Raw genomic sequence first — 26,104 nt, forward strand, 5'->3', positions numbered from 1 at the left:
CCTCGTCGTGAGCACCGGGTGTGCACGCCTACCATGGTCACCGAACCAGGTTCCATATTTCGGGAGGATTCACGTGCAGGTCACCAGTGTCGGACACGCGGGATTTCACATCCAGACGTCTGCGGGGTCCATCCTGTGCGATCCGTGGGTCAACCCGGCGTACTTCACGTCCTGGTTCCCGTTCCCCGACAACTCCCAGCTCGACTGGGACGAGCTCGGCAACTGCGACTACCTGTACGTCTCGCATCTGCACAAGGACCACTTCGATCCGAAGCACCTGGCGAAGCACGTCAGCAAGGACGCGGTCGTGCTGCTCCCCGACTACCCGGTGCCGGACCTGCGCACGGAGCTGGAGAAGCTCGGTTTCACCACGTTCTTCGAGACGACCGACTCGGTCAAGCACACGGTGTCCGGCCCCAAGGGCGACCTCGACGTCATGATCGTGGCGCTGCGCGCTCCTGCCGACGGACCCATCGGCGACTCGGGTCTGGTGGTGAGCGACGGTGAGACCACCGCGTTCAACATGAACGACGCCCGGCCGGTCGACCTAGACATGATGACCGAGGCCTTCGGACACATCGACGTCCACATGCTGCAGTACTCCGGCGCCATCTGGTACCCGATGGTCTACGACATGCCGCAGCGCGCCAAGGACGCGTTCGGGACGCAGAAGCGGCAGCGTCAGATGGACCGGTGTCGGCAGTACATCGAGCAGGTCGGCGCCACGTGGGTCATTCCGTCCGCAGGTCCCCCGTGCTTCCTCGACGACGAGCTGCGCTCGCTCAACGACGTCTACGGCGATCCGGCGAACATCTTCCCCGACCAGATGGTGTTCCTCGACCAGATGCGCCGCCACGGCCACGACAAGGGCCTGCTGATGATGCCGGGAACCACGGCGGACTTCTCGGGTTCCGACCTGAACGAGCTGGCGCACCCGCTGCCCACCGACGAGGTGGAGGCCATCTTCACCACCGGCAAGGCCGACTACATCGAGGCGTACGCGCAGCGCCAGGCCGACGTCATCGCGGCCGAGAAGGCATCGTGGGCGACCGCGGCGGGCGAGCCGCTGCTAGGGCCGTTGCGCGCACTGTTCGAGCCGATCATGGCGCAGACCGACCAGATCTCCGACGGCATCGGCTACCCGGTGGAGCTGAATCTGACGGGCAGGCCGGAGGCCGGTCGACCTCCGGTGGCTGCCGACAGAGTGGTGCTCGATTTTCCGAAGCGGATCGTCCGCGAACCGATCCAGGACGAGAAGTTCCGCTACACGTTCGAGATCCCGGCCGAGCTGGTCCGCACGGTGCTGCGGGACGGCGAGTCCGACTGGGTCAACTCGATCTTCTTGTCGACGCGGTTCCGCGCGAAGCGGGTCGGTGGCTACAACGAGTTCCTGTACACGTTCTTCAAGTGCCTCACCGACGAGCGCATCGCCTACGCGGACGGCTGGTTCGCCGAGGCACACGACGACACGGCCACCATCGTCAAGGACGGCTGGGAGATCCAGCGGCGCTGCCCGCATCTCAAGGCGGATCTGTCGAAGTTCGGTGTCATCGAGGGCACCACGCTCACGTGCAATCTGCACGGCTGGGACTGGAACCTCGAGACGGGCAAGTGCCTCACGTCGAAGGGCCACCCGCTGCGGGCAGAGCGCGCCTGACCCGACGGTCAGTCGGCCACACCGAGAACCCGGTAGATGCGCCAGACAGGTTGGTCCGCACCGTCGTTGGGTACCTCGACCACGAGCGACCCGACTTCGGCGCCGTTCTCCCAGATCGTGGGGTAACGGCGATTCAGCGCATCGGACTCGCCGCGGCCACTGTTCGGCACCGTGAGCATCAGCCGCACACCCGCCTCGGCGGGATCGTTGAGAACGGTCGTGAAGTCCTCGTCGGAGGGCACCACGAACTGCTTCGGGTGACGTGACGCCGCGACGATCGCGAAACCGTAGACGGAGTCCACCAGAACCGAACCGTCGGGCAGATCCTGCGCGTCCAGATTGTCGGCCAGGCCTCGCTCCGTCGAGAACGACGCGATGATCCGCTGCGCCTCGTCCGATCTCTGCCGACTCAGCAACTGGCCCAGCGCGTACTGCTGCGGTGACAGCGACGGCTGCAGGAGCACATAGGTGGTCACGGGCAGGGACCCCACGCACAGGATCACCGTGCCCGTCGCCACGATGCGGCGGAACCGGGTGCGATCCGTGGGCGCCTCGGCTCGGCGCCGCGAGTGTGCGAACGTTCCGGGACGGCGGCTCGGGACGGCGCCGCGTGCGGACAGCACCTGGATGCACCCGACGAGTGCCAGCGGGATCGCAGCGATGAAGAAGCGCAGGAACCCGAACGTCGATCCGCCGATGTAGGTGAGTGCCTGGAAAGCGAGAACCGCGCCGAACAAGGCCGGGGCCACGAGGAATTCGAGGTCGCGTCGCCGCCAGGACAGTCCGGCCACGGTCGGCAGCAGCAGCGGAATCGCCGGTCCCAACGCGAGGACGGCAGTGGCCACGTATGCCGCGTTGCCGATCGGGTCCCCGGTGGGCCCACCGGACTGCGCGAGGATCGCCGCGTTGCCGTACGTCGAGGAGAACTGAGCGAACGCCTGCCCGGTGATGATCCAACTGATCGCCGCCCACACCAGGAACGCGATCAGACCCGGCCCCGCCACCAACACCGCATCGAGCGCTGCTTGTCGACGCATCTCCCGCCAGTGCGAACGGCCCCGGCGCCACAGGGTCACGCCGAAGACGAGGAAGGCCGCCGCCGCGATGGCCGCGACCGCGTCGTAGCGCGTGAGATACGCCAGTGCGAGGGCGATTCCGGCGACGAGTAGATCGTGGACGTCGTCGGTGCTGATCCAGCGCAGCAGGCGGCGCGCGGTCCAGCAGAGGAAGAACAGGAAGACGGCCTCGCTCATACCGTTCGCACCGTAGAACACGATCATCGGATTCACCGCGAACACCAGTGTGAGAGCAGTGGTCTGGACGGGACCGCATCCGCGATCCAGACAGATCCCGCGCACCGTCGTCACCGCGCCCGCCATGAACACGGCGGACACCGCGATGCCGGAGAGGTTCCACCGGGTGATGACGGGCAGCAGGTCCGAGAACGCGACCACGGGGAGCTGCAGCAGCGCTGTCAACGGCGTGAAGACGAAGCCGATGGCCGACACGTGCGGATCCCGGCTGTGCAGCACCGCCTGCGCGGCGTACGTCCGGCTGAGGGCATCGCCCAGCAGATACCCGAAGCGCAGCGACAGGACTGCTCCCACGAGCCCGTAGGCGGCGGCGACGCACGTGAACCACCGGAGCGCCGTCGACGGTCCGCGCGCGTTCACTGCGGCGTGTCCTCGGTGAGCGCGGCGTCCTTCGCTGGTGTCGATAGCCCGTGGAAGGTCTTCTCCCAGTAGGACGGATTCCGCAGCAGCTGCCAACATCCCTTCAGTGCAGCGACACTCATCATCACCCAGTAGAGCGGCATGGTGAGGCTCGGGACCAGCAGGTAGGCATTGCCGCTCTCCCGACTCGCGACGAGATACATGTAGATGGTGGCGACGTTGCCAAGTATCAGCGAGACGAGCGAGAAGTAGTAGATGTACGGCGGGAACAGTGCCACGATCACACTCGGCTGACCCAGGATCCAGGCTGCGGTGGTGAACCAGAACACCATGTTGATGCAGGCGGTGACGGGCGTGCCGGCGAGCAGCAGAGTGAACCGATAGGTGCCCACCCAGCCGAGAGCGCGCACGGTCCGGCGCGGACGTCGCATGTGCACCAGCCAGGTCTGCAGATAGCCCTTGTACCAACGGGATCGCTGCCGCACCCAGTTGATGGGATCGCTGTTGGCCTCCTCGAGGGTGGTCGAGTCGAGGACAGCGGTGGAGTATCCGGACGCTGCGATGCGCACACCGAGATCGGCGTCCTCGGTCACGTTGAAACCGTCCCAGGCACCCACCTCGGCGATGACGTCGGCACGCAGATGATTCGACGTGCCACCCAACGGGATCGGCGATCGACTCTTCATGAGACCGGGCAGCAGGTACCCGAACCACAGTGCGTAGTCGGCGGTGAACCAGCCGGTGAGCAGATTCTGAGATCCGTTGTGGAAGGCCAGCTTCGCCTGCACGCACGCCACCGTCGACGGCAGCCTCGCGAAGGCCGCCACGACGCGCCGCAGCTGCAGCGGTTCGGGGAGATCCTCGGCGTCGAAGATCGTCACGATGGTGCCGGTGGCGAAGTGCAGGCCGTAGTTGCAGGCCTTGGGCTTGGTCCGGGGATCACCGGCGGGAACGAGCACGACCTCCACCACCCGACTGACGCCGGCACGCCTGGCCGCCTCGATGGTGACGTCGTCGTCCTCCTCGAGCAACAGGAGGACCTGCAGCTTCTCCGGGGGATAGTCCAGCGCGGTCATGGCGGCGATCAGATCGCCCACCACCTCCGGTTCGTCGTACGCCGGGACGAGAATGGTGTATTCCGGCAGGTCGTCGTCGGGCACGGCGAGCGCCTCGGCGTCGGTGATCGTGACGATGGCCGAGGCGTCGAGACCGCGCACGAAGAGCAGTACCCGGTCCACCATCATCGCGATGTACCCGAGCGTGCAGACGACGCTGACGGCCACGAGTGTGGCGATCGGCGCGAGGACGAGAGCCGCCACGACCACCACGAGGAAGCCCAGCCCGAGGTTGCGCTGCCACGGGACGAACGCCACCGCGGCGGAGGCCAGAGGGTCCCGGCGCGCGAGACCGTCGATCGCGTCCTCCAGTGCGGCGGCGCGGAACTCGGCGGTCTCGGTACCGATCCGCGGCGGTCGCGCCCTACCGATCTCGGCTGTCACCGGGGATCCTCCGCGCCGGCGGGGAACTGGGCGTCGACCAGGGACGCGCCCACCGATGCCAGCAGACCTCGATCGTCGAAGTCGGGGTCGTCGTCCCCGACGATGGTGTTGCCTCGCAGGAAGACCGCGAACACCGCCGAGAGGTTCGATGCCATGGACGGGGTGGGTTCGGGGAACTCCGCGCCCGGCTCGTGGTTGTCCACGCTGATCGCGGTGATCCGCTGGAAGACACCGTCGCGCACCCAGTCGAAGACGAGCTTGGTCCAGGTGAGCAGCAGCGTGTCGTCCACCGAGGTGTAGAGCGAGGCCGTCACGCCGTGCCCGAGCTCGACGGGCAGCGCCGTGCTGGTGCGCGTGCTCGCCAGGCGGTAGAGCGTCCGCTCCGGGTAGACGGCGAGCGTCGCGGCGTTCGTGGTGGTCAGCGTGTCCACGACGACGGTGCGCGGGCGCCCGCGCACGTCCCACTCCGGCGTCGCCACCGCCGCCTGCAGTTCCTGACGCACGAGGGACGCGCTCTGTCCGAAGTACGACCGGACCCACGGATACGACTCGTCGTCGATGAGCCGCCATCCGGTGGGCACGGCCAGCGCGGCCGCGACGGCTCCGGACGGACCGACCGTGTCCACGGGCGGCGGCGGGGCGGGCAGCGGTCTGGTGACCAGCGCGACCGCGACGACCACGAGCGTGACCACGGCCGATCGTGTGGTCTTCACCGACGGCGCACCGACCGGGCGGCCGAGCACCCGCTTCGACCGTCCGCGCCGAGCGAGGAAATAGAACAGGGTCCCCGTCGAGGCCGCGGCGCCGACGGTCGGGATCAGTTGCAGCGCGACGATGTCGATCGTCGGATCCAGGAACAGCAGCAGCCGCAGCACGGCGGCGCCGACAGCCACGGTGGTGAGGAACCCGAGCGCTGCACGCCCTCGGGTCCGTCCCACCGCGATGGCACCGGCGACTCCCGCGACGAGCACGAGGACCATGCCGTAGGCGAAACGGCTGCCGCCCATCGACACCGCGACGAGACGGTAGAGCACCGGTGACATGGCGAAGGCGAGCAGCAGGATCGGCCAGAAACGACCCACCGGCCGCAGACCGAAGAGCATGATCGCGCCGCTGAGCGTGAACAGCACGACGGCCGCGACGTCGATGTGCAACAGCGCATATTGATCCGAGTACCGCGGGAGCCACAGGGCCTGGACCGCGAGGGACAGCAGTGCACCGATACCGCCCACGATGAGATCGGTCTGGCGGTCGTGGATCGGCAGCTCTCCTTCGCGTCGACGGGCTATCCCCTGCCCCGCGACCACGGCGAGAACGGGGAAGACGAAGACGTAGGCGGTGACGGCGCCGCTGCGCGCCTCCTCGGCGAGACGGATCCAGGTCGGAGCGAACGCGAACCCGACGCACACGACGAGCACCGCCCACCGCAGCGCGAGAGTGCGGACCGGTCGTGTCACGGTGTCTCCGACGGGCCGCCGCTCACGTCGGGTCTCGTCGGCGGCACCTCGTCCTGGCGACCTCGACTTCGCACGTACACGAGCACCGCCGCGCCCACCCCGACGAGCAAGGCGACCAGCCCCGCCACCAGGATCGCCGTGACGCCGGTGGGGGCGGTCGATCCGGCGGCCACCGGCTCCGCCTCCGCCACGTCGGCGGACGACGACAGCGACACCGGTTCCCGCTCGCCTGCACCGAGCACCACGTCGCCGGTCAGGCGATCCCAGCGTGTCGGGTCCTCACCCAGCCAGTTCACCAGGCCGTCGAGTTGGACAGGGTCGGACGCCGTGGCCACGAGCAGGGTCCGGTCGTCGTCGCGGGCCACCTGCACGGAGGCGAACGGTACGTCGCTGTCGACGGTCACCTGAGCGCTGTCGGTCTCACCCGCCGCGTCGCGCAGGGTCAGGATGCTGGTCCCGGTCGTGGCGAGCGGCAAGGTCAGCTCGGAATCGACACCGAGATCGTCGACACCGTCGGGCGCCACCAGCAACCCCGGACCCGAACCGGTCAGCAGCTGCTCCACGGGAACCACGGCCGGCGACAACGCGCGAGCCGACAACCGCTGCAGTCCGGTCAGGAGGGTCGCGGCGCGGACGGTGTTCGGCAGATCCTGCTGCGCCAGTGCGACGTCCACGGTCGGCATGAGCGCCTGCGGGACGGAGGCGAAGCCGCGTGCGTCCGGCGTTCCACCCGAGCTCTCGATCGTCGTACCGCCGTCGACGGTCAGGGTCAGCGACCCGCCCGTGGAGCACGCGTCCCCGTTACCCGAGGTCTGCATGGCGACGTCCAGTGACGTCACCCGGTCGACCAGGTCCGCGGGGACGTCGACCCACTGATCGATTCTCCCGGTGTCGTCGGCGGGCCAGGTGACCAGATCGTTCGAGCCGACGGAGATCCGGAGTGCACCCGCTATCTCCGAGGACAGCGGGGTGTAGTCGCCCAGGACGTGCACACGCAGATTCGACGCCGCCCGTCCCAGGCGCGTCTGATCGACCGGGACGGCCACCGTCACCTCGCCGGACCCCGACGCCGTCAGTGGGCCGAGCGACATGTCGCGGAGAGTCATCGAGTCCGCGGCGAGGGTGGGTTGTTCGCGGGCGGCGCCGGCCGACACTCGGGTCGAGACAGCGAGCGCGGACACGTCGCTGGTCAGCAGCGCGATCTGATCGACGAGGGTGGCCCCGTCACCCGAGACGAACAGCTGCGGCGGTGCGCCGGGAGTCTCGGGGTAGATCAGACGGGCGTCGGGATCGGTGTTCTGCGTGAGCACGACCGATCGCTCGAACAGGCCGTCGGGGGCCGCGACCCCGAGCGCGCTCGCCGGGACGACGGTCACTCGAACGGGCTGCGAACCGTAGAAGTCGACCACCGAGGTGGCCAGGGTGAGTGCGGCGGTGGACTGGTCCGCGGTGGGCTCGTCCGGCACGAAGATCCGCAGTCCGGACAGCACGGGCGGGAGGAAATCGGCCACGACCGTGGGATTCGCGGGCGTTCCGACGACGTCCATCACGGGTTCCTGGAGCCGCACGGTCGACGACTCACGGGAGTCGAGGCAGTAGCCGGCCGACGGCACCACGGTGGTCGCCATCTCGAGGGTCACGGTGTCGTCCACGACGTCGAGACCGGTCAGAGGAACCTCGACCGGGGCGGTGGGCACTCCGGTGGGCAGATCGACCCGCCCCACGATTCGGCCGCGGTGCGTGACGTCCAGCCACCCGCGCTCGAGTCCGGCCGGGACCTCGACGGTGCCCCGCAGCGTGGCGGGAACCGTCCCGGGCGGCACCGGCACGGTGACGACGGCGGATCCGCGCTGACCGGAGAGAGCGATGGAGCCGCCGAGCCCCATCGCTCCGAAGCTCAGAGGCGTCGACACCGGCGCGGGTTCCGAGTCCTCCTGCGCGACGGCCGGACCGGGGGAGGTGAGAAGCAGGGAGACCGCGACGACGGACGCGGCAACGGCGCGTCGACGACTGAGAACCACACGCATCGGCGCAGCACGTCTTTCTCGAGAACGATGGGGAACGGAAACCGCACAGAAGGGCGAATTCGGTCGATCATAAACGAGACCGCCCGTATTCTCGCGCCGGCGCCGTAATGGTTGCCGTACGGAATTCACAGTGTCGCAACGGTATTACGACACGCGCCGAACAACGATACGAACCGTGTGATTCGAGAATGGCAGAAAAGTCGTCGATCGACCCGGTTGTGACACCCCGAACAGGGCGCCCGTCGCGTGCCGCGTCGCCATTTCCGTGGACACGTCCGGAGATACAGTGTCGCAATGTCATCCGCAGGCGCCGTGCTGCGCGCGGCCGTGGTCGTGGTTCTCCTCCTGACGAGTTGCGCACAGGCCGTCCCTTCCGTCGCGGCACCGCCGCAGACCTCGGCGCGCGTCGCGGCATCGGCCGACGGTCTGACACTCGACGGCCGACCCTGGTGGCCGTCCGGATTCAATGCCTATCAACTGGCGACGGACTGGTCGGTCAATCAGGGATGTGGGGCGATGGTCGATCTCGACCGATACTTCGCCGCACTGCCGCCACGCTCCGTCACCCGATTCGACGCCTTCCAGGCACTCGCGATCGACCGCACCACGGGCACGCTGAACTTCGCCCCGCTGGACGCTGTCATGGACGCCGCCCGGACACACGGCCAACTGGTCATACCCGTGCTCGCCGCCCAGGACGGCGCGTGCGAGGACGAGCAGTTCAAGGACCGCTACTGGTACGCGGAAGGGTGGCGGGACGTCGCCGACGCCCGCGCTGTGGTCAGCTTCGAGGAGTGGGTGACGCGGGCGGTCGACCGCTGGCGCGGGGACGCGGCGCTCGCGGCCTGGGAGGTGGTCGGCGAACCGGAACCGGGTGTCTGCGGGGAGTCCTGCGACTGGACCGACCGGACGTGCCCCGCCGACGCCGCGTCGGTGCTGCGTCGTTTCGTCGACGACACCGGGGCGCTGATCCGCTCTCTCGACGACTCCACGCCGATCACGGCCGGTCTGACCGGCGGTGGCCAGTGCGGCACTCAGGGCGACGAGTACCGCGACATCGCCGCGTCGCCGTACGTCGACATCGTCCAATATCACGATTACGGTGCGGACGGCGTGCCGCTTCCCGGTGATCGGTGGAACGGGCTCGAACGCCGTCTCGCACAGGCATCGGAGGTGGGAAAACCGCTGCTGATGGGGGAAATCGGTCAGAACGCAGGATCCTGCTCCTCACTGGATCACCGGGCCGAGAACATCGAGACCAAGGTGTCCGGCCAGCGCGCGGCGGGCACCGCCGGATTCCTGCTCTGGGCGTTCGTTCCCGATCCACGACCGGGCGAGTGCACCTTCGACATCGGCTACGACGATCCGCTCTGGTCGACCGTCACACGACTCGGCTCCGGCTGACCCCCGCTCCCCGCGTCGAGGTCATGACTGTCGAGATCCGGGCTCGAGGTTCGAACGACGTGCCACAGGCTAATCTCAGCTCATGCCACGCAGGTTCGATCACACGGTCCCGTCCACGCTCGCCGCGTCCGACGTCCACGCCGCCCTCACCACCGAGCAGTACTGGACCGATCGGCTCGAGGCCGTCGGCGGCCCCAAGGCACAGCTGAACGACGTGACCGTCGCAGGCGACGACGCGGACAGCCGCACGGTGTCGGTGTCGATGACCCAGGCCATCGCGGAGGAGTTCCTGCCCGGCGCCATCACCAGCATCCGCCCGGGCGATCTGATCATCCACCGGACCGAGTCCTGGGGTTCTCTCGACGCGCAGGGTGCCTCGGGCACCTTCGAGGCCAAGGTCGAGGGCGCCCCGGCGTCCATCACGGGCACCCTGGCACTGCGCTCGAAGGGCTCCGCATCGAGCCTGACGGCGACGGGTCAGGCCGAGGTCAAGGTGCCGATCTTCGGCGGCAAGATCGAGCAGGCGGTCATCGAGCAGGTTCTCGCGCTGATCGACGCCGAGCAGGAGTTCACCGACACCTGGGCGCCGGAGCACCTCTGACTCACCGGTAATCTCATCGACCATGGCACGTCGCATGAACTACTCGGCTCGTCTCCCGTTCACCACAGAGCAGGTGTACGGGGCGCTGACGACGCGTGACTACTGGGACGCGGTGATCGAGGAGCTGCGCAAGTACTCGGAGAACGAGCTCACGCGCTTCGAGGTCACGGCGGACGGTGTCGACGTGGTCATGCGGCACATCATTCCGCGCGACACGCTGCCCGACGTCGCGCAGGCGGTGATGAAGAAGGACATGGTCATCACCCGCAACATCCATCACGACGCGTACTCGGAGACCACCGCCGGGAAGTACGACGCGTCGATTCCCGCCGGCCCGGGCAGCCTCACCGGCACGACGTCCCTCTTCGCCACCGAGGCCGGCTCCACGTTGCGCACCACGTCCGAGGCCAAGGTGTACATCCCCTTCATCGGCGGAAAGCTCGAACAGTTGATGCTCGTCAACCTCGTCGATCTGTGGCGGGGCGAGGGCGAGGTCACGCACGACTGGCTCACGAAGAACGCCTGACCGGCGGGTAGGCCGGAGGCCGGTCGGGATGAGCGGAACGAACTGCTGGGCACTGTGATCTCCCGGATCGGTCCGGAGGGTGTGGTCACTCGCGGGACGACCAACATCAACCGGCTGCGGCGCAGTGATCGCCGACTGGTGCACGATCCCGACGTCCGAGCGTTGCTCCGCGGCGCGACGCGTCCCCTGGTCGTCGACCTGGGCTACGGCGCCAGTCCGGTCACCACTCTGGAGTTGGCCGCGCGGCTGCGCACCGTCCGTGCGGACGTCGCCGTCGTCGGGCTGGAGATCGAGCCGTCCCGCGTCGTCCCCGATCGGGACGGTATCTCCTTCCGCCGCGGCGGCTTCGAACTCGCGGGACTGCGGCCACACCTGGTGCGCGCGTTCAACGTGCTGCGTCAGTATCCCGAGGACGCGGTACCGGGTGCGTGGGCACGCATCACCTCCGCTCTCGCGGACGGCGGCCTCCTCGTCGACGGCACGTGCGACGAACTGGGGCGTCGGGCCACGTGGGTCACCGTGGACGCGTCGGGACCGCGCAGTCTGACCATCGCGTGGGATCCGTTCACGGTGGAGCGGCCGTCGGACATCGCGGAGCGGCTGCCGAAGGTCCTGATCCACCGCAACGTCGCGGGCGAGCGCGTGCACGAGGTGCTGCGGGCGGCCGATCGGGCGTGGGACGTGGCGGCGCCGCTGGCACCGTTCGGACCCCGCGTGCGGTGGCGTGCGGCGCTGACAGCCCTGGCGGCACAGGGACTTCCGGTCACCGTGCCGCGCCGACGACTGCGGGACAACGTGCTCGCATTACCGTGGTCGGCCGTCGCTCCCGCCGAGGACACGCAGTAGCGCGTCGGCCTTGAGGTGCATCTCGTCCACCTCGTCCTGCGGGTCGGACAGCGAGACGACGGCGCCACCCGTTCCCACCGACGCCCGGCCGTCCGCGAGCACCACGGTCCGGATGACGATGGACAGGTCCGCCGCGCCGGTGAGCGAGAACCAGCCCAGCGCACCGGAGTACACGCCGCGCGGCCCGCCCTCGAGGCGGTCGATGATCTCCATCGTGCGGCGCTTCGGGGCGCCGGTCATCGATCCGCCCGGGAACGCCGCGCGCACACAGTCGACGGCCGAGAGCCCCGGGCGCACCCGACCCTCGACCGTCGAGACCAGTTGGTGCACATGGGTGTGGCTCTCCACGTCGAAGAGCACCGGCACGTGCACCGACCCGGGCACGCACACCTGATTCAGGTCGTTGCGGACGAGATCGACGATCATGACGTTCTCGGCGCGGTCCTTCTCGCTCGTCGCCAGGTCGAGGCGCGCGGCCGCGTCCTCCGCCGGCGTGCGCCCGCGAGCCCGAGTTCCCTTGATGGGCTTGGAGTCCACGACGCCCGACGCCGTGATCCGCAGGAAGCGCTCCGGTGACGCGCTGAGTATCGCCAGCCCGGGGAAACGCAGGTACGCCGCGTACGGGGCGGGACTGGCGCGCCGCACCGCGAGGTAGAGGTCGGCGGCGTCGCCGTCGAACGGCACGCTCATCTCGTTGGTCAGACAGATCTCGTAGCTCTCCCCCATCGTGATCTGCTCCAGGCAGTCCGCGATCGCCGCGCGATACGCGCCGTCGTCGTGCCGGGTGTCGGTCACCGACGGCAGCGCGCCGAGGGGGGTGTCGGACACGGCCGGGCGACCGCGCTCCGAGCGGGGCATCGCGGTCACGGCCGCGGCGGTCTCGTCCAACCATCCGAGCGCCGCGGTGTCGTCGCCACCGACGAGTGTGAGGGTGAGCAGATAGGTGCACCGATCGCGGTGGTCGAGTGCGATGAGTCTGTCCGCGAACATCATTCGCGCATCGGCCGTCGGCGACGCATGCGCCGCCGCTCCGCCCGTCTCGGCCTTGAGCTCGTAGCCGAGGTGACCGACGTAGCCGAGGGCGAAGTCGAAGGGCACCGCGGGCACCCGGTCGACGGCCCGCGCCGCGATCTGTTCCCCGAGGTGGTCGAGGAACGACGTGACCGTCTCCTCGGTCGTGCCGTCGGCGGTCGTCGTCGTCACGCACGAGGTGGCGACGTCGTACGACACGTCCTCCGCCAGTGGGCCGTCACCGGGTCCGAGATAGGAGAACCGGGCACTGCCGTCGAGCTCGGCGCTCGAGTCGAGCCAGAACGTGGACCGTCCGCGGAGTGGGCGCGCCACCTCCTCGGGGTCCGGCAGAACGTCGAGACGGCGCACGAGCACCCGGTAGCGGGGGTCGCGCACGACCGGGTCACGCGGCGCCTCGGTCGGCGCGGAGGTGTGGGTGCTCGGGCGGGCGTCCCGCGCGAGGTCGAGAAAGTTGGCGATCACCTGCAGTCCACGTTCCGTGCCGATCGACTCGGGATGGAACTGCACTCCCCACAGCGGCCGTGACCGATGACGCAGCGCCATCATCACCCCGTCGTCGGTCCACGCCGTCGCCTCGAGCTCGTCGGGCAGGGCCGTGACGGTGAGGGAGTGATACCGCACCACGCGCAGGGGCGACGGCAGGCCGGCGAAGAGATCGGTGCCGTCGTGCCGCACGTCGGACATCCGGCCGTGCATGGGCTCGGGTGCCAGATCGACGACGCCACCACAGCTGTCCGCGATGCCCTGATGCCCCAGACACACCCCGAGAAGCGGCAGACCACCGTCCCGGATCACCCTGCTGCTGACGCCCATGTCGGCCGGGCGACTCGGGCGGCCCGGGCCTGGCGAGACGACGACGGCGTCCACCCGGTCCAGCGGGAGGGAGGACCACGGCACGTCGTTGTGCACGACGATGGGGGCGGTGCCGGACACCTGCTCCAGGTACTGGGCCAGGTTGTGGGTGAACGAGTCGTAATTGTCGATCAGCAGCGTGCGCATGAGAGGAACATCCTCTCAGCGCAGCGCCGTCTCCACCCGCTCGGCCACCCGGTCACCGCACTCCACAGCCTGCTCGAAGAGATCGTCGACGACCAGTCGTCCGAGCACCAGACCGTCGGCGACCACTTCGTCGAGGGTGAACTGCGAGATGCCGCCCGCCGCGAGATCCAGCACGGTGCGGACCGGCGTCGTCATGCGGAAGGCACCGGAGAGCTCGATGTCCGCGCCCGTCAGGCGTCCCCGATGGATCGCGAGGCGCTGGTCGTGCGCTCGGGCCGTCCCACTGACCCGGACGTGGACGAACTGCGGGTGCAGGCTGCCCATGCCGTGCAGCTCGGCCGCGCTCTGGTGGGAGATCACCGCGGTGGCGCCCAGCCACACGCACCACTTCGAGTACTCCTCGAGATCGTGGCTCGGCCAGTCCGACAACCGCAGCAGATCGGTCTCGACCCGCGTCCAGGATCCGTCGGCGACGTGCGCCTCGATCTCGCACGGCAGATACCCGGCATCGAGCGCGTGAGCTGCGGTGAAGTACCCGTCCTGTTCGGCGACCACGCCGTCCAGACGTTCCGCCACATCGTCGCCCGCCATGCTCGAAGAGCCTACGTGGTTGTGTCACGCGTCACAGAGAAATGGCGCTGTCGCCGTGCACCCGATCGGCCGGTCCACAGAGGAACCTCAGAGATGTCGTCCACACTGTCTCTCATGACTCACGACACCGCACCCAGACGACGCTCCCGGGTGCCTCTCATCGCCGGAGTGCTGGTCATCGTCGTCATCGCGGCACTCGTCGGCGGCGAGTTCTATGCCCGCAACCGCGTCGAGAACTGCCTCACGACCCAGTTCGAGAGCGAACTCGGCTCACAGATCGACGTCGGCCTCGGCCTGCAGCCCGTCCTGTTCTCCCTCGCAACCGAGAAGTTCTCGTCCGTCGACATCTCGAGCGACGACACGAAGTTCGGGCCCGCACAGGACATGCAGGTCCAGGCGACCGTGAACGACGTCGACCTCACCTCCACGGACACCACGTCCGGTCAGATCGGCAGCAGTTCGGCCGACGTCACGTGGTCGACCGGCGGCATCCTCGCGACCCTGCAGGAGCAGGGCGTCGGCAGCGTCGTGTCCGGTGTGACCAGCGATCCCGCCGCCGGAACGCTGAAGTTCGCCATCGTCGGTGGACTCGCGGAACTCACCGTGAAGCCCGTGGTGCAGGGCGACACGATCGAGGTCCAGACCACGGACGCGTCGATCCTCGGCATCGGCATTCCCACCGACCTCGCGGACAGCGTCGTCTCGGTGCTCACGGACAGCCTGCAGGCGTACCCGCTCGGCATGACGCCGGACGCCCTCGAGGTGACCGACACCGGGATCCACATGACCCTCAGCGGCGGCCAGTACACGATCCCCGCCGCGCAGGGCGGTCAGCAGCAGGTCACCTGCTAGTCGGCGAAGCCGTCCAACACGCTGCGGGTCCCGGACAGGCCCAGTCGGGTGGCGCCGGCCTCGATCATCGCTCGGGCGGTGTCCGCATCGCGGATGCCGCCCGACGCCTTGACACCCAGGCGGCCACCGACGGTGCGGGCCATCAGACTCACTGCCTCCGTCGACGCTCCACCCGCGGGATGGAACCCCGTGGACGTCTTGACATAGTTCGCGCCGGCCCGCTCCGCCGCCCGGCAGCACTCGATCACCGCGCGCTCCCCGTCCGCCGACGCGAGCAGCGCCGCCGACTCGATGATCACCTTCAGGACGGCGTTCTCGCCCATCGCCTCCCGGACGGTGATGATGTCCGCCAGGACGGCGTTGAAGTCACCCTCCACCGCGGCGCCGACGTCGATCACCATGTCGACCTCGCGCGCCCCGTGCTGCACCGCCAGACGCGCCTCCGAACCCTTGATCAACGAGTGGTGCTTTCCGGACGGGAACCCCGCCACCGCGGCGACCACCAGGTCACCCGTGTCACGAACCGGGAGCATCGACGGCGACACGCAGACCGCGAGGACGCCCAGATCCTTCGCCTCCGCGACGAGCGCCCGGACGTCGGCGACCGTCGCCTCGGGCTTGAGCAGAGTGTGATCGACCATGCGGGCGACGTCGGTGCGCGTGAGGGTTGTCATGCGCTCCACCTTTCCAGACGGAGGCCGGTCGGGATCGGTCAGGAAGGGACGGGTGTCAGTGAGACAATGGCGGTCATGCCGCCCGAATCTCCACGTTCCGACTCTCGCCGCTACGTCCTCACCCTGGGCTGCCCCGACCGCACGGGCATCGTCGCGCGCATCTCGACCTTCCTGGCCGATCTCGGGGGCTCGATCGTCGAGGCCGCCTATCACGCCGACGCGGACAGTGGCTGGTTCTTCACCCGTCAGGCCGTCGCGGCCTCGTCGATCGACATCGGAGTCGACGAGCTGCGCGCACGGTTCGCGGCGGTCGCCGCGGAGATCGGCCCGGAATCCGAGTGGTCGCTTCACGATTCCGGAGAGCGCAAGAAGGTCGTGCTCCTGGTGAGCAAGGAGGGACACTGCCTCCACGATCTGCTCGGGCGCGCCGCCGGCGGAGAACTGCCGGCGACCATCGAAGCGGTCATCGGAAACCACCCCGATCTCGAATCCGTCACGCGCGCACACGGTGTGCAGTTCCACCATGTTCCGTTCCCCAAGCACCCCAGCGAGCGCGGGACCTCCTTCGACGCGCTCCGCGACCTCGTCGACGGCTACTCCCCCGACGCGGTGGTGCTGGCGCGCTTCATGCAGGTGCTGCCGGAGTCGTTGTGCGAGCACTGGTCCGGGCGCGCGATCAACATCCACCACAGCTTCCTGCCGTCGTTCGTCGGCGCCCGGCCGTATCACCAGGCGTTCGCACGAGGGGTCAAGCTCATCGGCGCGACGTGCCACTTCGTCACCGCCGAGCTCGATGCCGGACCCATCATCGAGCAGGACGTCATCCGCATCGACCATGCGGACGCGGTCGCCGACATGGTCCGTCAGGGCCGGGACATCGAGAAGATGGTGCTCGCGCGCGGACTGCGCTGGCACCTCGAGGACCGTGTGCTGGTGCACGGCCGCAAGACAGTGGTGTTCGACTAGACGGCTGGTCGTATCAGCCGGCTGGGGTTCGACCCACCACGACGGTCTCGTTGTAGACGAACAGCTTTCCCACCGGACGCGGGAACGGGAACGAGGCGGACGTCGTGCGCTCGATGCCGGCGGCAGCGCAGAGGGCGAGCAGGTCGGCGGCGTCCAACCAGCTCGTGTGCGTCGGGTCGCTGGCGAACCCGACTTCCTGTGGGCACACGATCATGACGACGGAGTCCGGCTGCAGACACGGCAGGTACTCCGTCAGCACCTCACCCTCCGCGCCCGGCGGCAGGTGCTCGAGCAGGTGGGCCATGAGCATGCCGTCGAAGCCCGTGTCGCCGAGGGCGTGGAACTCCTCGGGTGTGTACGCGGTCATGCCCTGCGAGCGGCAGAACTCGACGGACGCGACGTTGTGATCGACACCGACGCTGCCCGCGGGAAGGTTGCGCAGATTCCGGCCGATGCCGCAGCCGACGTCGAGAACGCGCCGCCCAGCGAGATGGCGTCGAATGTTCCACTGATACGGAGCCTGCACGCGCAGAACGCGTTTCCACCGCGCACCCTGCAGCTCGCGCAGCCGCTCGGTGTAGGCGTCCCCTCTGGTGTCGTCGCTCATGCCGGCAGCTCCGCGAGCCGGACCAGCTCGGAGTCGAACTCCGCGATCGATTCCACCGAGCTCATGTGTCCGACACCGTCGAGTTCGAGGAACCGGCCCAGCACTCCGGCGCGGGAGAGTTGATCGGCGAGCTTGCGGGCGTGCACCGGCGGCGTCAGGCGGTCGCGAGTACCGACGATCACCGACGTCGGGACGTCGATGTTCTCCAGCGCGTCGTGAATGTCCAACGCGGACAGCGCCGATCCCCACATGCCCCGCGTTCGAGGGGAGCACTCGCGCACGATGCGTTCGCAGAACGCCACCTGCGCCGGAGTGGACTCGGCGCCCATCGTCACGTACTTCAGAGCACGAGCGGAGAACGGACTCGACGGGATGGGCAGTGCCGATCCGAGCACGCTCGACGCCACCCGCGCCGGCACCTGAGCGACACCGGGTGGCAACGGGATGACAGTGGTCTCGCGGACCAGACTGTCGGTGGCCGTGTTGGCCAGCAATATCGCCTTCACGTAGTGGCGCACCTGCGCGGGATACTGTGCCGCCCAACTCATCACGGACATGCCGCCCATGCTGTGTCCGGCGACGACGGCCTTGGTGTCCGAGTCGACCGTCGCGTCGAGCACCGCGGCGAGATCGTCCCCCAGGACGTCGGCACCGAGTGGCCGGGTCCCCACCTCACTGGCTCCGTGCCCGCGCTGGTCGTACACGACGACGCGGTACCGTCCGGCGAGGTCGTTGATCTGCGGCGCCCAGAAGTCGGCGGAGCAGGTCCATCCGTGACTGAGGACGATCGGGGCGGCGTCCGGGTCGCCGTACTCGCGCACGTGCAGCGCGGCACCGTCCTCGGCGACGACCGTGCGCACCCGTGGGGTGAGCTCCGGACGCGCCAGCAGTACATCGGTGTCCGCCATCCGCGCCGAGGGCGGTGACGCCCGTCGAGTCGCCCGGATCGAGGCTGCACCGGCCACCGCGACCGCGGCCACGGCAGCGGTCACCACTGCACCACGAGTGTTCATCGGTCTCCTGTCCTGCTGCTCGAGCTGGTGCTCGCGCCGTTGCCGTCACTGTCGTCGGTGTCCGCCGTGGCGGCGTCGCCGCTGTCCTCCGTGGCGGCGTCGCCGCTGAGCGCCTTCTCCATCGCGTGCACGATCTCGGCGTCCATGGTCTCGGAGAAGAGCGCCTGCACGGCACGGCTGGCCAGCGGACGCAGGGTGGTGATGAGGTCCGCCATGGCCGAGAGCTCGCTGGGGTCGAGCGTGAACGGATCGGCGCCGCCCGGAACGAACCTGTCGACGACCAGACGCACGAACTGCTGGGACACGCTCGTCAGGTCCTGGTGGACGCGCTCGGTGCGGGACAGGATGTCCGGCAGCGCGAGACCCGCGTCGAACAGCACCTTGGCCGCGCGGACCAGGGCGGGGTTCTCGATGCGGTAGCCGTCCCCGTCGCGGGAGAAGACGTCGAGCGCTTCCGCACGCGTCAGATCGTCGTCGCTGATCCGTCCGTCGAACATGGTGTCGATCTCGTCGCGGGTCAGCCGCGCCGGGTGGTCGACGTTGGCGGCGCCGTCGGGATCCTCGGTGCCCAGGACGTCCTCGACGCGGAGTCCGTACTGCGCCGCGGTGAGGAGTTCGCTGATGGTGACGAAGGTGTAGCCACGGTCGAGCATGCGCGAGATCATCTGCAGCCGAGCGAGGTGCGACTCGTCGTACCAGCCCGTCCGACCCACCTTGCGCGGGGGCGGCAGCAGACCGCGGTCCTGATAGACGCGCACGTTGCGGACGCTCACGCCGGCTTCCCTGGCGAGGTCGTCGATCCGGTACTCGGTCAGGCCGACTCGGCGGAGATCCCGGGGATCACGCGAGCGAGCATCGTCGAGTGGGGAGTCCGGCACCCTCAGACCTTAACCCTGCCGCCCTCCCGCACCAGTACCTATTGATTTTCGATAGATCCTGACCGATACTCGATGCATGATCACGGAAAGACGCGTCGTCGCGACACTCAGGGTGTTCCTCGCCGGCCTGTTCGCCCTGCTCGTCCTGTTCCAGGTCATGGCGCTGCCGGGACAGTTCGCGCACATGGCCCGCGAGAACCCGGAATCCGCGTACCTCCGATGGCCCCTCACCGCGCTCACCATCTTCTGGGTGGTGTGCGTGCAGATCGTCGTCATCGCCACCTGGAAGCTGCTCACTCTCGTCCGCCGGGATCGCATCTTCTCCGGTGCCGCGTTCGTGTGGGTCGACGCGATCGTCCGCGCGATCGTGGCCGCCGGTGTGTCGCTCGGTGTCGTGTTCCTCGTCGTCGGGTTCCGCGCGGACGATCCGGGGCCCGTGCTCCTGCTGTTCCTGCTCTGCATGATCGTCGGCGTCGCCGCACTGCTGATGATGGTCATGCGTGCCCTGCTGCGGAAGGCGAGCGACCTGCGCGCCGACCTCGAGGGCGTCATCTGATGCCCATCGTCGTCCGCATCGACGTGGAGCTGGCCAAGCGCAAGATGAGCGTCGGCGAGTTCGCCGAGCGCGTCGGACTGACCCCGGCCAACGTCGCCGTACTCAAGAACGGGCGGGCCCGCGCGGTGCGGTTCAGCACCCTGGAGACCATGTGCCGGGTGCTGGAGTGCCAGCCGGGTGACCTGCTCGAATGGGTGGACGACGAGACATGATGCGGGTGCCCTAACTTATCGGTACGGCCCGGCGAACATGATCGCGCCGGGTGCCCTACACTTCCGTCATGGTCGACCGCATCGGAACTCTTCTACCCACATCCGGAGGCATCACTCCCGTCCGGCTGTTCACGCTGCTCGGCCCCGCGTTCGTCGCCGCCATCGCCTACGTCGACCCGGGCAACGTCGCCGCGAATCTCACCGCGGGCGCGCGCTACGGCTACCTCCTCGTGTGGGTACTCGTGGCCGCCAATGCGATGGCGGTACTGATCCAGTACCTCTCGGCCAAGCTGGGCCTGGTCTCCGGACGATCACTGCCGGAGATGCTCGGCGACCGCATGCGTCCCTGGCCCCGCCGGGCTTTCTGGGTGCAGGCCGAGGCCGTGGCGATCGCGACGGACCTCGCCGAGGTGATCGGCGGCGCCATCGCGCTCAACCTCCTGTTCGGCGTTCCGCTCTTCGTCGGCGGTCTCATCACCGGCGTCGTGTCGATGGTGATCCTGGCCGTCCAGTCACGGCGGGGTCAGCGCACCTTCGAGTTCGTCGTCATCGGCATGCTCGCCATCATCACGATCGGCTTCCTCACCGGCCTGCTGTTCACCGACATCGACGCGGGCGGTGTCGCCGGCGGTCTCGTACCGGGGTTCGACGGCTCCGGATCGGTCCTGCTCGCGGCCAGCATGCTGGGCGCGACGGTCATGCCGCACGCCATCTACCTGCACTCCGCGCTCGCCCGCGACCGCCACGGCGTCGAGAAGGACTCCGGCAAGCTCGACCGCCTGCTGCGCGCGACCAAGTGGGACGTCACGTTCGCGCTCATCATCGCCGGCAGCGTCAACATCGGCATGCTGCTGCTCGCCGCATCGGCGTTCCGCGGCGAGGAGGGCACCGACACCATCGACGGCGCGCACGCGGCCATCGAGAACAATCTCGGGCCCGCGGTCGCCGCGATCTTCGCCGTCGGCCTGCTCGCCTCGGGTCTCGCGTCGACCTCGGTGGGCTGCGCCGCCGGTGCCGAGATCATGAAGGGACTGCTGCAGAAGCGGATCCCGATCCAGGTGCGCCGCGTCGTCACGTTGATTCCCGCGCTGGTGGTCCTGGGTATCGGCGTCGATCCGACGCTGGCGCTGGTGCTGAGTCAGGTGGTGCTGAGCCTGTGCATTCCGTTCGCGCTGATCCCGCTGGTGCGCATGACCTCCAGCAGCGCGGTGATGGGCGCCCGCATCAACTCACGGACCACCGTGGTCCTTGCCGTCGTCACCACCGGCCTGATCGTGGCGCTCAACGCGGCACTGCTCTGGCTCACGGTCACCGGCCAGGGGTAGCTACCAGCGCGGTCCGCGCTGGATGTCGTCGACCTTGGGCCGCACGTCCACGAGGTACACACCGATGGCGACGACGGCGATGATGCCGACGAAGCCCACCACCGGGAAGACGAGCAGGATCAGCAGCGCGACCGCGAGAATGGCCACCCACCCCGGCTTGTTCAGCTTGTCCGCGGCGGTGAAGGCGTCGGGGCGCTGGCGGATGGCGTGGAAGAGCGCGAACGCCACACCCACCAGAGCGATGAGTTGCAGGATGTTCATGATCGCGCTGGTCGCGCTGTACGCCATGGGCATGCGGTCATCCTAAACGACACCGACCCCCGCGCTTCGTCAGCGCGGGGGTCGGAATTGTCGCGATCGACTAGCTGGTCGACTTCTTGGCCGGAGCCTTCTTGGCCGGGGTGGCCTTCTTGGCGGGGGCGGGAGTCGAGGCCTTGGCCGGGGTGGCCTTGGCGGGAGCCGACTTCGTGGCCGGGGTCTTCTTGATGGGCGAGCCCGCGTTGTTGCGCGTCTTGCCCTCGACCGTGCCGGCTGCACCCGAGGCGCGATCCGACGCCTTCTGGCCTGCGGTCTTCGCCTTCTGGCCGAGCTCGTCGATCTTCTCGCTCAGCTCGTCGGCAGCCTCGTCGACATTGTCGACGGCGTCCTCGGCGCCTTCCTTGATCGCGTCGGTGGCCTCGTCGGCACCTTCCTGCACACGATCGGACGCGCGGCCCGCGAGGGCTGCGGCGCGCTCACCGACGGCGCGGGTCTGCGAGGCGACGGTGCCGAGGGTCTGCTCGGTGAGGTCGACAGCGTCGTTGGCGACGGCGTTGGCGCGCTCGAGACCGTCCTCGACCGCCGGGTTCTTGCGGATGCGCTCGACCGTCTCCTCGCCGCGCTCGGCGAGTGCGGTGTAGAGGTCCGACGCCACCTTGAGGTAGGCCTCGGCGACCTTGCGGAGCTCCTCGGGGGTGAAACGCTCGCGGAGATCGGCGATCTCGTCCGGCAGCTCCTGCGGCAGCGCGTTCAGGCGTCCGCGGAGCGTCTCGACGCTCTCGGTGACGTCTTCCTGCAGGTCGGCGAGGCGGGCGCGGGCGGTGTCGACGCGGTCGTTGACGTCGGCCTGCGTGCTCTCGGCGCGGTGGCGGACCTGGGCGACGACGTCGGCCACGGCCTGGACCACGGCATCACCGGCGCCGACGGCGGCGAACAGCGGGGTCTTGACGGTGTCGAACTTCGGGTCGGTCATGTGTGAACTCCTGATGTCGTTTCGTGGTTGATCTCTGATCGCAGCGTGGGGGTGCCGGTCTCGTTCTCGCGGCGGAACGAGTAGTAGATCTCGAGGAGCACCTGCTTCTGACGCTCCGTGATGGAGTCGTCACCGTGCACCGCGTCGATGATGGGACTGTGCGGCCGTTCCTCGAGCAGACCGGCTTGCACGTACAGGACCTCCGAGGACACACGAAGACCCTTGGCGATCTGACTCAGAACCTCTGCCGACGGCTTGCGCAGGCCCCGCTCGATCTGGCTGAGGTAGGGATTGCTGACGCCGGCGGAGAGTGCGAGTTGCCGCAGGGACACCTGGGCCGACTCTCGCTGTGCCCGAATGAAACTCCCGATGTCCTGTGTCGCCGTGCTGACGACGCGGGCGGCGAGATCTCCGGCTGCCGACACCACTGTGGTGTCGTCGCCTTCCTTCTCCTCGGATGCCATCTCGAACACTCCTGACTCATGTCGAATGCGCCTCGCCAACGACGATAACCAAGGGTGCTAGCAATTGCAAGCACTGTGCTAGCACCCACACCCGAGGGCACGCGGTGGTGGTGTCGACCAGCCACACACCCTGCTCGGCGCTGCGCACCCCGACCAGTCGGCGGAAAGGGGTGGGCACCTCACGCACCCCGTGCACGGCCGCGGCGGCTACCCGAACAACAGGTGCGAGATCGAATAGATCGCCAGACCCGCGAGCGAGCCGACCACCGTGCCGTTGATGCGGATGAACTGCAGGTCCCGTCCCACCTGCAGCTCGATCTTGCGGCTGGCCTCGTCGGCGTCCCATCGGGCGACGGTGTCGGTGATGACGGTGGTGATCTCGTCGGTGTAGTTCTCGACGATGTAGCGCACGCCGGCCATCAGCCAGCCGTCCGCCTTGCCGCGCATCGCGTCGTCGTCGCGCAGGCGGAGCCCGAACTTCTGCACGTTCTCGCTGATCTTGGCGCGCAGGGTGCTCTTCGGGTCGTCCACCGAGTCGACGATGAGCCGCTTGGCCACCTTCCACGATGCCGCCGCGAGGCCGGTGACCTCGTCGCGGCCCATGATCTCCGACTTGATCGACTCGGCCTTGGCGATGGTGTCGGGGTCGTTCTGCAGGTCGTCGGCGAAGTCGGTGAGGAACTTGTCGGCCGCGAGCCGCAACTCGTGCTGCGGGTTCGACCGGACCTTCCACGTGAACTCCACGAGTTCGCGGTGGATGCGTTCTCCGAGAAGCACATCGACGAACTTCGGCGACCAGGACGGAGAGTCCCTCGACACGATCCGGTCGATGGTCGGCAGGCTGTTCTGGGCCCATTCGTGTGCGCGCTCGGCGAGCAGGTCGATCAGTGGCTTCTGCCGGTTGTCCTCGAGCAGCGAGCCCAGGACGCGTCCGATCGGCGGCCCCCACTGCGGATCACCGAGGCGCTTGACGATGGTGTTGTCGATGACCTGCTGGATGTCCTCGTCGTCGAGCACGTCGAGGAAGCCGCGCAGCACGGTCGCCGTCTCCTCCGCGACACGGTCGGCGTGGGCCGGGTCGGCGAGCCAGGTGCCGAGGCGCAGCGGGATGCGCGCGGACTCGACCTTCTGCGACACGACGTCGACGGCGAGGAAGTTCTGCCCGACGAACGATCCGAGGCTGGTGCCGAGCTGGTCCTTCTTCCGCTTGATGATCGCGGTGTGCGGGATCTTCAGACCCATGGGGTGCTTGAAGAGAGCGGTGACGGCGAACCAGTCGGCGAGCGCGCCGACCATGCCCGCCTCCGACGCCGCCCGGACGAAACCGACCCAGCCGCCGGCGCCGCGGGACTCCTGCCACCGGCAGAAGAGATAGACGATGGAGGCGAACACCAGGAAGCCGGTGGCGACGATCTTCATCTTGCGGAGGTCGCGTCGTTTGACGTCCTCGTCGAATGTCATGAGCTGCACCGACTCCATTGTGCAGGGTCGGCGCGCGACTCGTGCCCCGACCGGCGACGACGTCTCGCCCGGACGCGGGTCCGACGGCGCCGGGCACTACTGTTGGAGTGGGCGACGTGACATGCGCCGCCGCACACGAGTGCGCCAGAAGCGCAGTCGGACATCGGGACGGAGTACACGCGCGTGGCGAGCAGATCGGCAGCGAGGAAGAGCGACGGGGACACCGCCGACCAGGACGCCGACGAGACCGGGGCCCGGAAGACCGGGCGAACCCGTTCCGCCAGGGCCGAGACGGTGAAGCCGGATTCCGACGACACCGCGACCGACGCCCGCACGGACAAGCCGGACGGCCGCAAGCGACGCTGGCGCGAGCACAAGATCGCCCGTCGCGAGGAACTGGTGGACGGCACTCTCGCCGCCATCCGGCTGCGCGGCCGCAACATCGGCATGGACGAGATCGCCACCGAGATCGGTATCTCGAAGACCGTCCTGTACCGCTACTTCCACGACAAGAACGATCTGACCAACGCGACGCTCGAGCGATATGTGGAGACGACTCTCGCACCGCGGATCTACGACGCGATCAGCGTCGAGCTCGACGAGTACAACCTCACCCGCCAGGTGGTCGCCGCGTACGTGGAGACCGTCGCGGACGACCCCGAGGTCTACCTGTACGCGATGTCGAACAGCTCGGGGCCGAACCGCGACGTGGTCGCCGAGTCGGAGCGCATGATCGCCGAACTGCTGGCGACGGTGCTCGGTGAGCGCCTGCGCCGGATGGAGATGGACTCGGGCGGATCGCTGCCCTGGTCGTACGGGATCGTGGGCGGCGTCCAGTTGGCCACGCACTGGTGGATCTCGAACCGGTCGATGTCGGCAGCGGACCTCATCGACTACCTCACCATGATGGTGTGGGGCGGCATCCACGGTGTCGCGGAAGCGGGCGGTTCGCCCTCACGCTTCAACGCGGTCGACCACCCACTCGTCGACGAATAGAGGCGCCTAGCGGTCGTGCTCGTCGTCGAGCGGGACGTCGCGACTCTGCTCGAGCAGGTCCGCGTCGGAGGCGTCGTACGTCACGGCGACCGTGGGCGTGACCGCGTCGGTGTCGTCGTCCCGCACCGTGTCCCGCTCCTGCTCGAGAGCGTCCTCGACGGGAAGTTCCGGGCTCGTGAAATCGGGCATCTGTCGTTCCCTCCCTCGGTGAGTCTGCGTGGGCCGTTCCGAGGTTACCGGCGCTCGACCGGAACCAACACCACGGCCATACCGGCCATACCGATCATGAGGACACCGACCAGGGCTCCCAGGGCGAAGGAGTTCACCGCGGCCGCCACGAAGGCCGCCATCCCGGCGCACAGGGCGACCATCAGGACGATTCCCGCCGTGGTGTGCTCGAAGAGGCAGGTCATCACGGGTGCCTCGGCGGCATCGCCGGCGGTGTCGGGCACGACCGCTCCGGCCGCGTCCACTGTCGGTGTGCTCACTGGTGTTCCCCTCTCCCGCGTCACCTCTCGGTGAACGCAGCGGTGCCTCGATCGGACGTGCTCACCATC

General features: G+C 68.5%; 27 protein-coding genes. 11 read left to right on the forward strand and 16 right to left on the reverse strand.

Translation table 11 applies throughout. The annotated features are described in order from the left end of the window. Window positions 1-73: 73 nt before the first annotated feature. Window positions 74-1,657: a Rieske 2Fe-2S domain-containing protein gene (locus tag HQ308_RS09370; RefSeq protein WP_222646255.1), complete on the forward strand. Its 1,584-nt coding sequence runs from the start codon at window positions 74-76 to the stop codon at window positions 1,655-1,657. Between the two features lie 8 nt (window positions 1,658-1,665). Here the strand turns inward: HQ308_RS09370 and HQ308_RS09375 are convergent, their stop codons facing one another. Genes HQ308_RS09375 through HQ308_RS09390 form a run of 4 tightly spaced genes read right to left on the reverse strand, consistent with a single transcriptional unit; the run spans window position 1,666 to window position 8,313 of the window. Continuing rightward, window positions 1,666-3,330, reverse strand: coding sequence for a glycosyltransferase family 39 protein (locus HQ308_RS09375; protein ID WP_308115731.1), 1,665 nt, complete (start codon window positions 3,328-3,330; stop codon window positions 1,666-1,668). Continuing rightward, window positions 3,327-4,829 carry a glycosyltransferase gene (locus HQ308_RS09380; protein ID WP_222646257.1) on the reverse strand — a complete coding sequence of 501 codons (1,503 nt, stop codon included), beginning with the start codon at window positions 4,827-4,829 and terminating at the stop codon, window positions 3,327-3,329. Before HQ308_RS09380 ends, HQ308_RS09375 begins: the two co-directional genes overlap by 4 nt. Then, window positions 4,826-6,286, reverse strand: a complete 1,461-nt coding sequence (locus HQ308_RS09385; protein ID WP_222638061.1) for a hypothetical protein — start codon at window positions 6,284-6,286, stop codon at window positions 4,826-4,828. The genes HQ308_RS09380 and HQ308_RS09385 overlap by 4 nt, the downstream gene beginning before the upstream one ends. Then, complete coding sequence (locus HQ308_RS09390) at window positions 6,283-8,313, reverse strand: hypothetical protein (protein WP_222646258.1); 2,031 nt, start codon at window positions 8,311-8,313, stop codon at window positions 6,283-6,285. The genes HQ308_RS09385 and HQ308_RS09390 overlap by 4 nt, the downstream gene beginning before the upstream one ends. Before the next feature lie 294 nt (window positions 8,314-8,607). Here HQ308_RS09390 and HQ308_RS09395 point away from each other — a divergent pair, with 294 nt between their 5' ends. The 4 genes from HQ308_RS09395 (at window position 8,608) to HQ308_RS09410 (ending at window position 11,690) form a co-directional block, all read left to right on the forward strand. Further along, complete coding sequence (locus HQ308_RS09395; protein ID WP_261775935.1) at window positions 8,608-9,717, forward strand: beta-mannosidase; 1,110 nt, start codon at window positions 8,608-8,610, stop codon at window positions 9,715-9,717. Between the two features lie 82 nt (window positions 9,718-9,799). Then, window positions 9,800-10,318 carry a DUF2505 domain-containing protein gene (locus HQ308_RS09400; protein ID WP_056441577.1) on the forward strand — a complete coding sequence of 173 codons (519 nt, stop codon included), beginning with the start codon at window positions 9,800-9,802 and terminating at the stop codon, window positions 10,316-10,318. Between the two features lie 22 nt (window positions 10,319-10,340). After that, entirely contained in the window at window positions 10,341-10,844 is a 504-nt protein-coding gene (locus tag HQ308_RS09405; RefSeq protein WP_027506337.1) for a DUF2505 domain-containing protein, read from the forward strand. Window positions 10,845-10,898: 54 nt separating this feature from the next. Continuing rightward, entirely contained in the window at window positions 10,899-11,690 is a 792-nt protein-coding gene (locus HQ308_RS09410) for a class I SAM-dependent methyltransferase (protein ID WP_374198526.1), read from the forward strand. Here HQ308_RS09410 and pabB read toward each other — a convergent pair. Continuing rightward, complete coding sequence (gene pabB / locus HQ308_RS09415; RefSeq protein ID WP_222646259.1) at window positions 11,649-13,721, reverse strand: aminodeoxychorismate synthase component I; 2,073 nt, start codon at window positions 13,719-13,721, stop codon at window positions 11,649-11,651. The two genes, HQ308_RS09410 and pabB, sit on opposite strands and share 42 nt — an antisense overlap. Before the next feature lie 15 nt (window positions 13,722-13,736). After that, a complete protein-coding gene (locus HQ308_RS09420; RefSeq protein WP_222646260.1) occupies window positions 13,737-14,312 on the reverse strand; it encodes a hypothetical protein in 576 nt (191 codons plus the stop codon). Window positions 14,313-14,426: 114 nt separating this feature from the next. On the opposite strand from HQ308_RS09420, the gene HQ308_RS09425 reads away from it, so the two are divergent. Further along, entirely contained in the window at window positions 14,427-15,164 is a 738-nt protein-coding gene (locus tag HQ308_RS09425) for a DUF2993 domain-containing protein (protein ID WP_027506333.1), read from the forward strand. Here HQ308_RS09425 and deoC read toward each other — a convergent pair. Next, window positions 15,161-15,838: a deoxyribose-phosphate aldolase gene (deoC, locus tag HQ308_RS09430; protein ID WP_222646261.1), complete on the reverse strand. Its 678-nt coding sequence runs from the start codon at window positions 15,836-15,838 to the stop codon at window positions 15,161-15,163. The two genes, HQ308_RS09425 and deoC, sit on opposite strands and share 4 nt — an antisense overlap. A 75-nt stretch (window positions 15,839-15,913) precedes the next feature. On the opposite strand from deoC, the gene purU reads away from it, so the two are divergent. After that, on the forward strand, window positions 15,914-16,804 hold the full coding sequence (gene purU / locus HQ308_RS09435) for a formyltetrahydrofolate deformylase (RefSeq protein ID WP_222646262.1): 891 nt from the start codon (window positions 15,914-15,916) through the stop codon (window positions 16,802-16,804). Window positions 16,805-16,817: 13 nt separating this feature from the next. Here purU and HQ308_RS09440 read toward each other — a convergent pair whose 3' ends face one another. The 3 genes from HQ308_RS09440 to HQ308_RS09450 are packed head-to-tail and all read right to left on the reverse strand — an operon-like array spanning window position 16,818 to window position 19,302. Next, on the reverse strand, window positions 16,818-17,411 hold the full coding sequence (locus tag HQ308_RS09440) for a bifunctional 2-polyprenyl-6-hydroxyphenol methylase/3-demethylubiquinol 3-O-methyltransferase UbiG (RefSeq protein WP_222631965.1): 594 nt from the start codon (window positions 17,409-17,411) through the stop codon (window positions 16,818-16,820). Continuing rightward, the gene (locus HQ308_RS09445; RefSeq protein ID WP_261775936.1) at window positions 17,408-18,424 is read right to left on the reverse strand and encodes an alpha/beta fold hydrolase; all 1,017 of its coding nucleotides are present in this window, start codon (window positions 18,422-18,424) and stop codon (window positions 17,408-17,410) included. The genes HQ308_RS09440 and HQ308_RS09445 overlap by 4 nt, the downstream gene beginning before the upstream one ends. Continuing rightward, window positions 18,421-19,302: a MerR family transcriptional regulator gene (locus HQ308_RS09450; RefSeq protein ID WP_231476397.1), complete on the reverse strand. Its 882-nt coding sequence runs from the start codon at window positions 19,300-19,302 to the stop codon at window positions 18,421-18,423. The genes HQ308_RS09445 and HQ308_RS09450 overlap by 4 nt, the downstream gene beginning before the upstream one ends. A gap of 76 nt (window positions 19,303-19,378) precedes the next feature. Between HQ308_RS09450 and HQ308_RS09455 the strand changes: the two genes are divergently transcribed. The 3 genes from HQ308_RS09455 (at window position 19,379) to HQ308_RS09465 (ending at window position 21,395) form a co-directional block, all read left to right on the forward strand. Beyond that, on the forward strand, window positions 19,379-19,858 hold the full coding sequence (locus HQ308_RS09455; RefSeq protein WP_222646263.1) for a DUF2975 domain-containing protein: 480 nt from the start codon (window positions 19,379-19,381) through the stop codon (window positions 19,856-19,858). Further along, entirely contained in the window at window positions 19,858-20,070 is a 213-nt protein-coding gene (locus HQ308_RS09460) for a helix-turn-helix transcriptional regulator (RefSeq protein ID WP_027506327.1), read from the forward strand. Before HQ308_RS09455 ends, HQ308_RS09460 begins: the two co-directional genes overlap by 1 nt. A gap of 68 nt (window positions 20,071-20,138) precedes the next feature. Next, window positions 20,139-21,395, forward strand: a complete 1,257-nt coding sequence (locus HQ308_RS09465) for an Nramp family divalent metal transporter (RefSeq protein ID WP_222646264.1) — start codon at window positions 20,139-20,141, stop codon at window positions 21,393-21,395. Here the strand turns inward: HQ308_RS09465 and HQ308_RS09470 are convergent, their stop codons facing one another. From HQ308_RS09470 to HQ308_RS09485, 4 genes are all read right to left on the reverse strand, one after another. Then, window positions 21,396-21,689 (reverse strand): DUF2516 family protein, encoded by a 294-nt coding sequence (locus HQ308_RS09470; RefSeq protein ID WP_027506325.1) that lies wholly within the window; start codon window positions 21,687-21,689, stop codon window positions 21,396-21,398. A gap of 67 nt (window positions 21,690-21,756) precedes the next feature. Next, window positions 21,757-22,626, reverse strand: coding sequence for a heparin-binding hemagglutinin (locus HQ308_RS09475; RefSeq protein ID WP_056441562.1), 870 nt, complete (start codon window positions 22,624-22,626; stop codon window positions 21,757-21,759). After that, a complete protein-coding gene (locus tag HQ308_RS09480; protein WP_222646265.1) occupies window positions 22,623-23,090 on the reverse strand; it encodes a helix-turn-helix domain-containing protein in 468 nt (155 codons plus the stop codon). Before HQ308_RS09480 ends, HQ308_RS09475 begins: the two co-directional genes overlap by 4 nt. 207 nt (window positions 23,091-23,297) lie before the next feature. Next, window positions 23,298-24,569 (reverse strand): DUF445 domain-containing protein, encoded by a 1,272-nt coding sequence (locus HQ308_RS09485; protein WP_027506323.1) that lies wholly within the window; start codon window positions 24,567-24,569, stop codon window positions 23,298-23,300. A 276-nt stretch (window positions 24,570-24,845) separates the two neighbouring features. Here HQ308_RS09485 and HQ308_RS09490 point away from each other — a divergent pair, with 276 nt between their 5' ends. Next, on the forward strand, window positions 24,846-25,547 hold the full coding sequence (locus tag HQ308_RS09490) for a TetR/AcrR family transcriptional regulator (protein ID WP_027506322.1): 702 nt from the start codon (window positions 24,846-24,848) through the stop codon (window positions 25,545-25,547). A 6-nt stretch (window positions 25,548-25,553) separates the two neighbouring features. Here HQ308_RS09490 and HQ308_RS09495 read toward each other — a convergent pair whose 3' ends face one another. Both HQ308_RS09495 and HQ308_RS09500 read right to left on the reverse strand, forming a co-directional pair. Beyond that, complete coding sequence (locus HQ308_RS09495) at window positions 25,554-25,736, reverse strand: hypothetical protein (RefSeq protein WP_027506321.1); 183 nt, start codon at window positions 25,734-25,736, stop codon at window positions 25,554-25,556. Window positions 25,737-25,780: 44 nt separating this feature from the next. Next, entirely contained in the window at window positions 25,781-26,035 is a 255-nt protein-coding gene (locus tag HQ308_RS09500) for a hypothetical protein (protein WP_155957058.1), read from the reverse strand. Window positions 26,036-26,104: the final 69 nt, after the last annotated feature.

Source organism: Rhodococcus sp. BP-241, from assembly GCF_019836145.1.
In the GTDB taxonomy this organism is placed as follows: Bacteria; Actinomycetota; Actinomycetes; order Mycobacteriales; family Mycobacteriaceae; genus Rhodococcoides.

What these genes read in the sequence shown, in the direction of transcription:
- HQ308_RS09390 (WP_222646258.1), bottom strand. Translation starts at nt 8,313, where the DNA reads ATGCGTGTGGTTCTCAGTCGTCGACGCGCCGTTGCCGCGTCCGTCGTC.
- HQ308_RS09485 (WP_027506323.1), bottom strand. Translation starts at nt 24,569, where the DNA reads ATGGAGTCGGTGCAGCTCATGACATTCGACGAGGACGTCAAACGACGC.
- HQ308_RS09445 (WP_261775936.1), bottom strand. Translation starts at nt 18,424, where the DNA reads ATGAACACTCGTGGTGCAGTGGTGACCGCTGCCGTGGCCGCGGTCGCG.
- HQ308_RS09455 (WP_222646263.1), top strand. Translation starts at nt 19,379, where the DNA reads ATGATCACGGAAAGACGCGTCGTCGCGACACTCAGGGTGTTCCTCGCC.
- HQ308_RS09400 (WP_056441577.1), top strand. Translation starts at nt 9,800, where the DNA reads ATGCCACGCAGGTTCGATCACACGGTCCCGTCCACGCTCGCCGCGTCC.
- HQ308_RS09405 (WP_027506337.1), top strand. Translation starts at nt 10,341, where the DNA reads ATGGCACGTCGCATGAACTACTCGGCTCGTCTCCCGTTCACCACAGAG.
- HQ308_RS09470 (WP_027506325.1), bottom strand. Translation starts at nt 21,689, where the DNA reads ATGCCCATGGCGTACAGCGCGACCAGCGCGATCATGAACATCCTGCAA.
- HQ308_RS09465 (WP_222646264.1), top strand. Translation starts at nt 20,139, where the DNA reads ATGGTCGACCGCATCGGAACTCTTCTACCCACATCCGGAGGCATCACT.
- HQ308_RS09475 (WP_056441562.1), bottom strand. Translation starts at nt 22,626, where the DNA reads ATGACCGACCCGAAGTTCGACACCGTCAAGACCCCGCTGTTCGCCGCC.
- HQ308_RS09425 (WP_027506333.1), top strand. Translation starts at nt 14,427, where the DNA reads ATGACTCACGACACCGCACCCAGACGACGCTCCCGGGTGCCTCTCATC.
- purU (WP_222646262.1), top strand. Translation starts at nt 15,914, where the DNA reads ATGCCGCCCGAATCTCCACGTTCCGACTCTCGCCGCTACGTCCTCACC.
- HQ308_RS09460 (WP_027506327.1), top strand. Translation starts at nt 19,858, where the DNA reads ATGCCCATCGTCGTCCGCATCGACGTGGAGCTGGCCAAGCGCAAGATG.
- HQ308_RS09440 (WP_222631965.1), bottom strand. Translation starts at nt 17,411, where the DNA reads ATGAGCGACGACACCAGAGGGGACGCCTACACCGAGCGGCTGCGCGAG.
- HQ308_RS09495 (WP_027506321.1), bottom strand. Translation starts at nt 25,736, where the DNA reads ATGCCCGATTTCACGAGCCCGGAACTTCCCGTCGAGGACGCTCTCGAG.
- HQ308_RS09395 (WP_261775935.1), top strand. Translation starts at nt 8,608, where the DNA reads ATGTCATCCGCAGGCGCCGTGCTGCGCGCGGCCGTGGTCGTGGTTCTC.
- pabB (WP_222646259.1), bottom strand. Translation starts at nt 13,721, where the DNA reads ATGCGCACGCTGCTGATCGACAATTACGACTCGTTCACCCACAACCTG.
- HQ308_RS09480 (WP_222646265.1), bottom strand. Translation starts at nt 23,090, where the DNA reads ATGGCATCCGAGGAGAAGGAAGGCGACGACACCACAGTGGTGTCGGCA.
- HQ308_RS09420 (WP_222646260.1), bottom strand. Translation starts at nt 14,312, where the DNA reads ATGGCGGGCGACGATGTGGCGGAACGTCTGGACGGCGTGGTCGCCGAA.
- deoC (WP_222646261.1), bottom strand. Translation starts at nt 15,838, where the DNA reads ATGACAACCCTCACGCGCACCGACGTCGCCCGCATGGTCGATCACACT.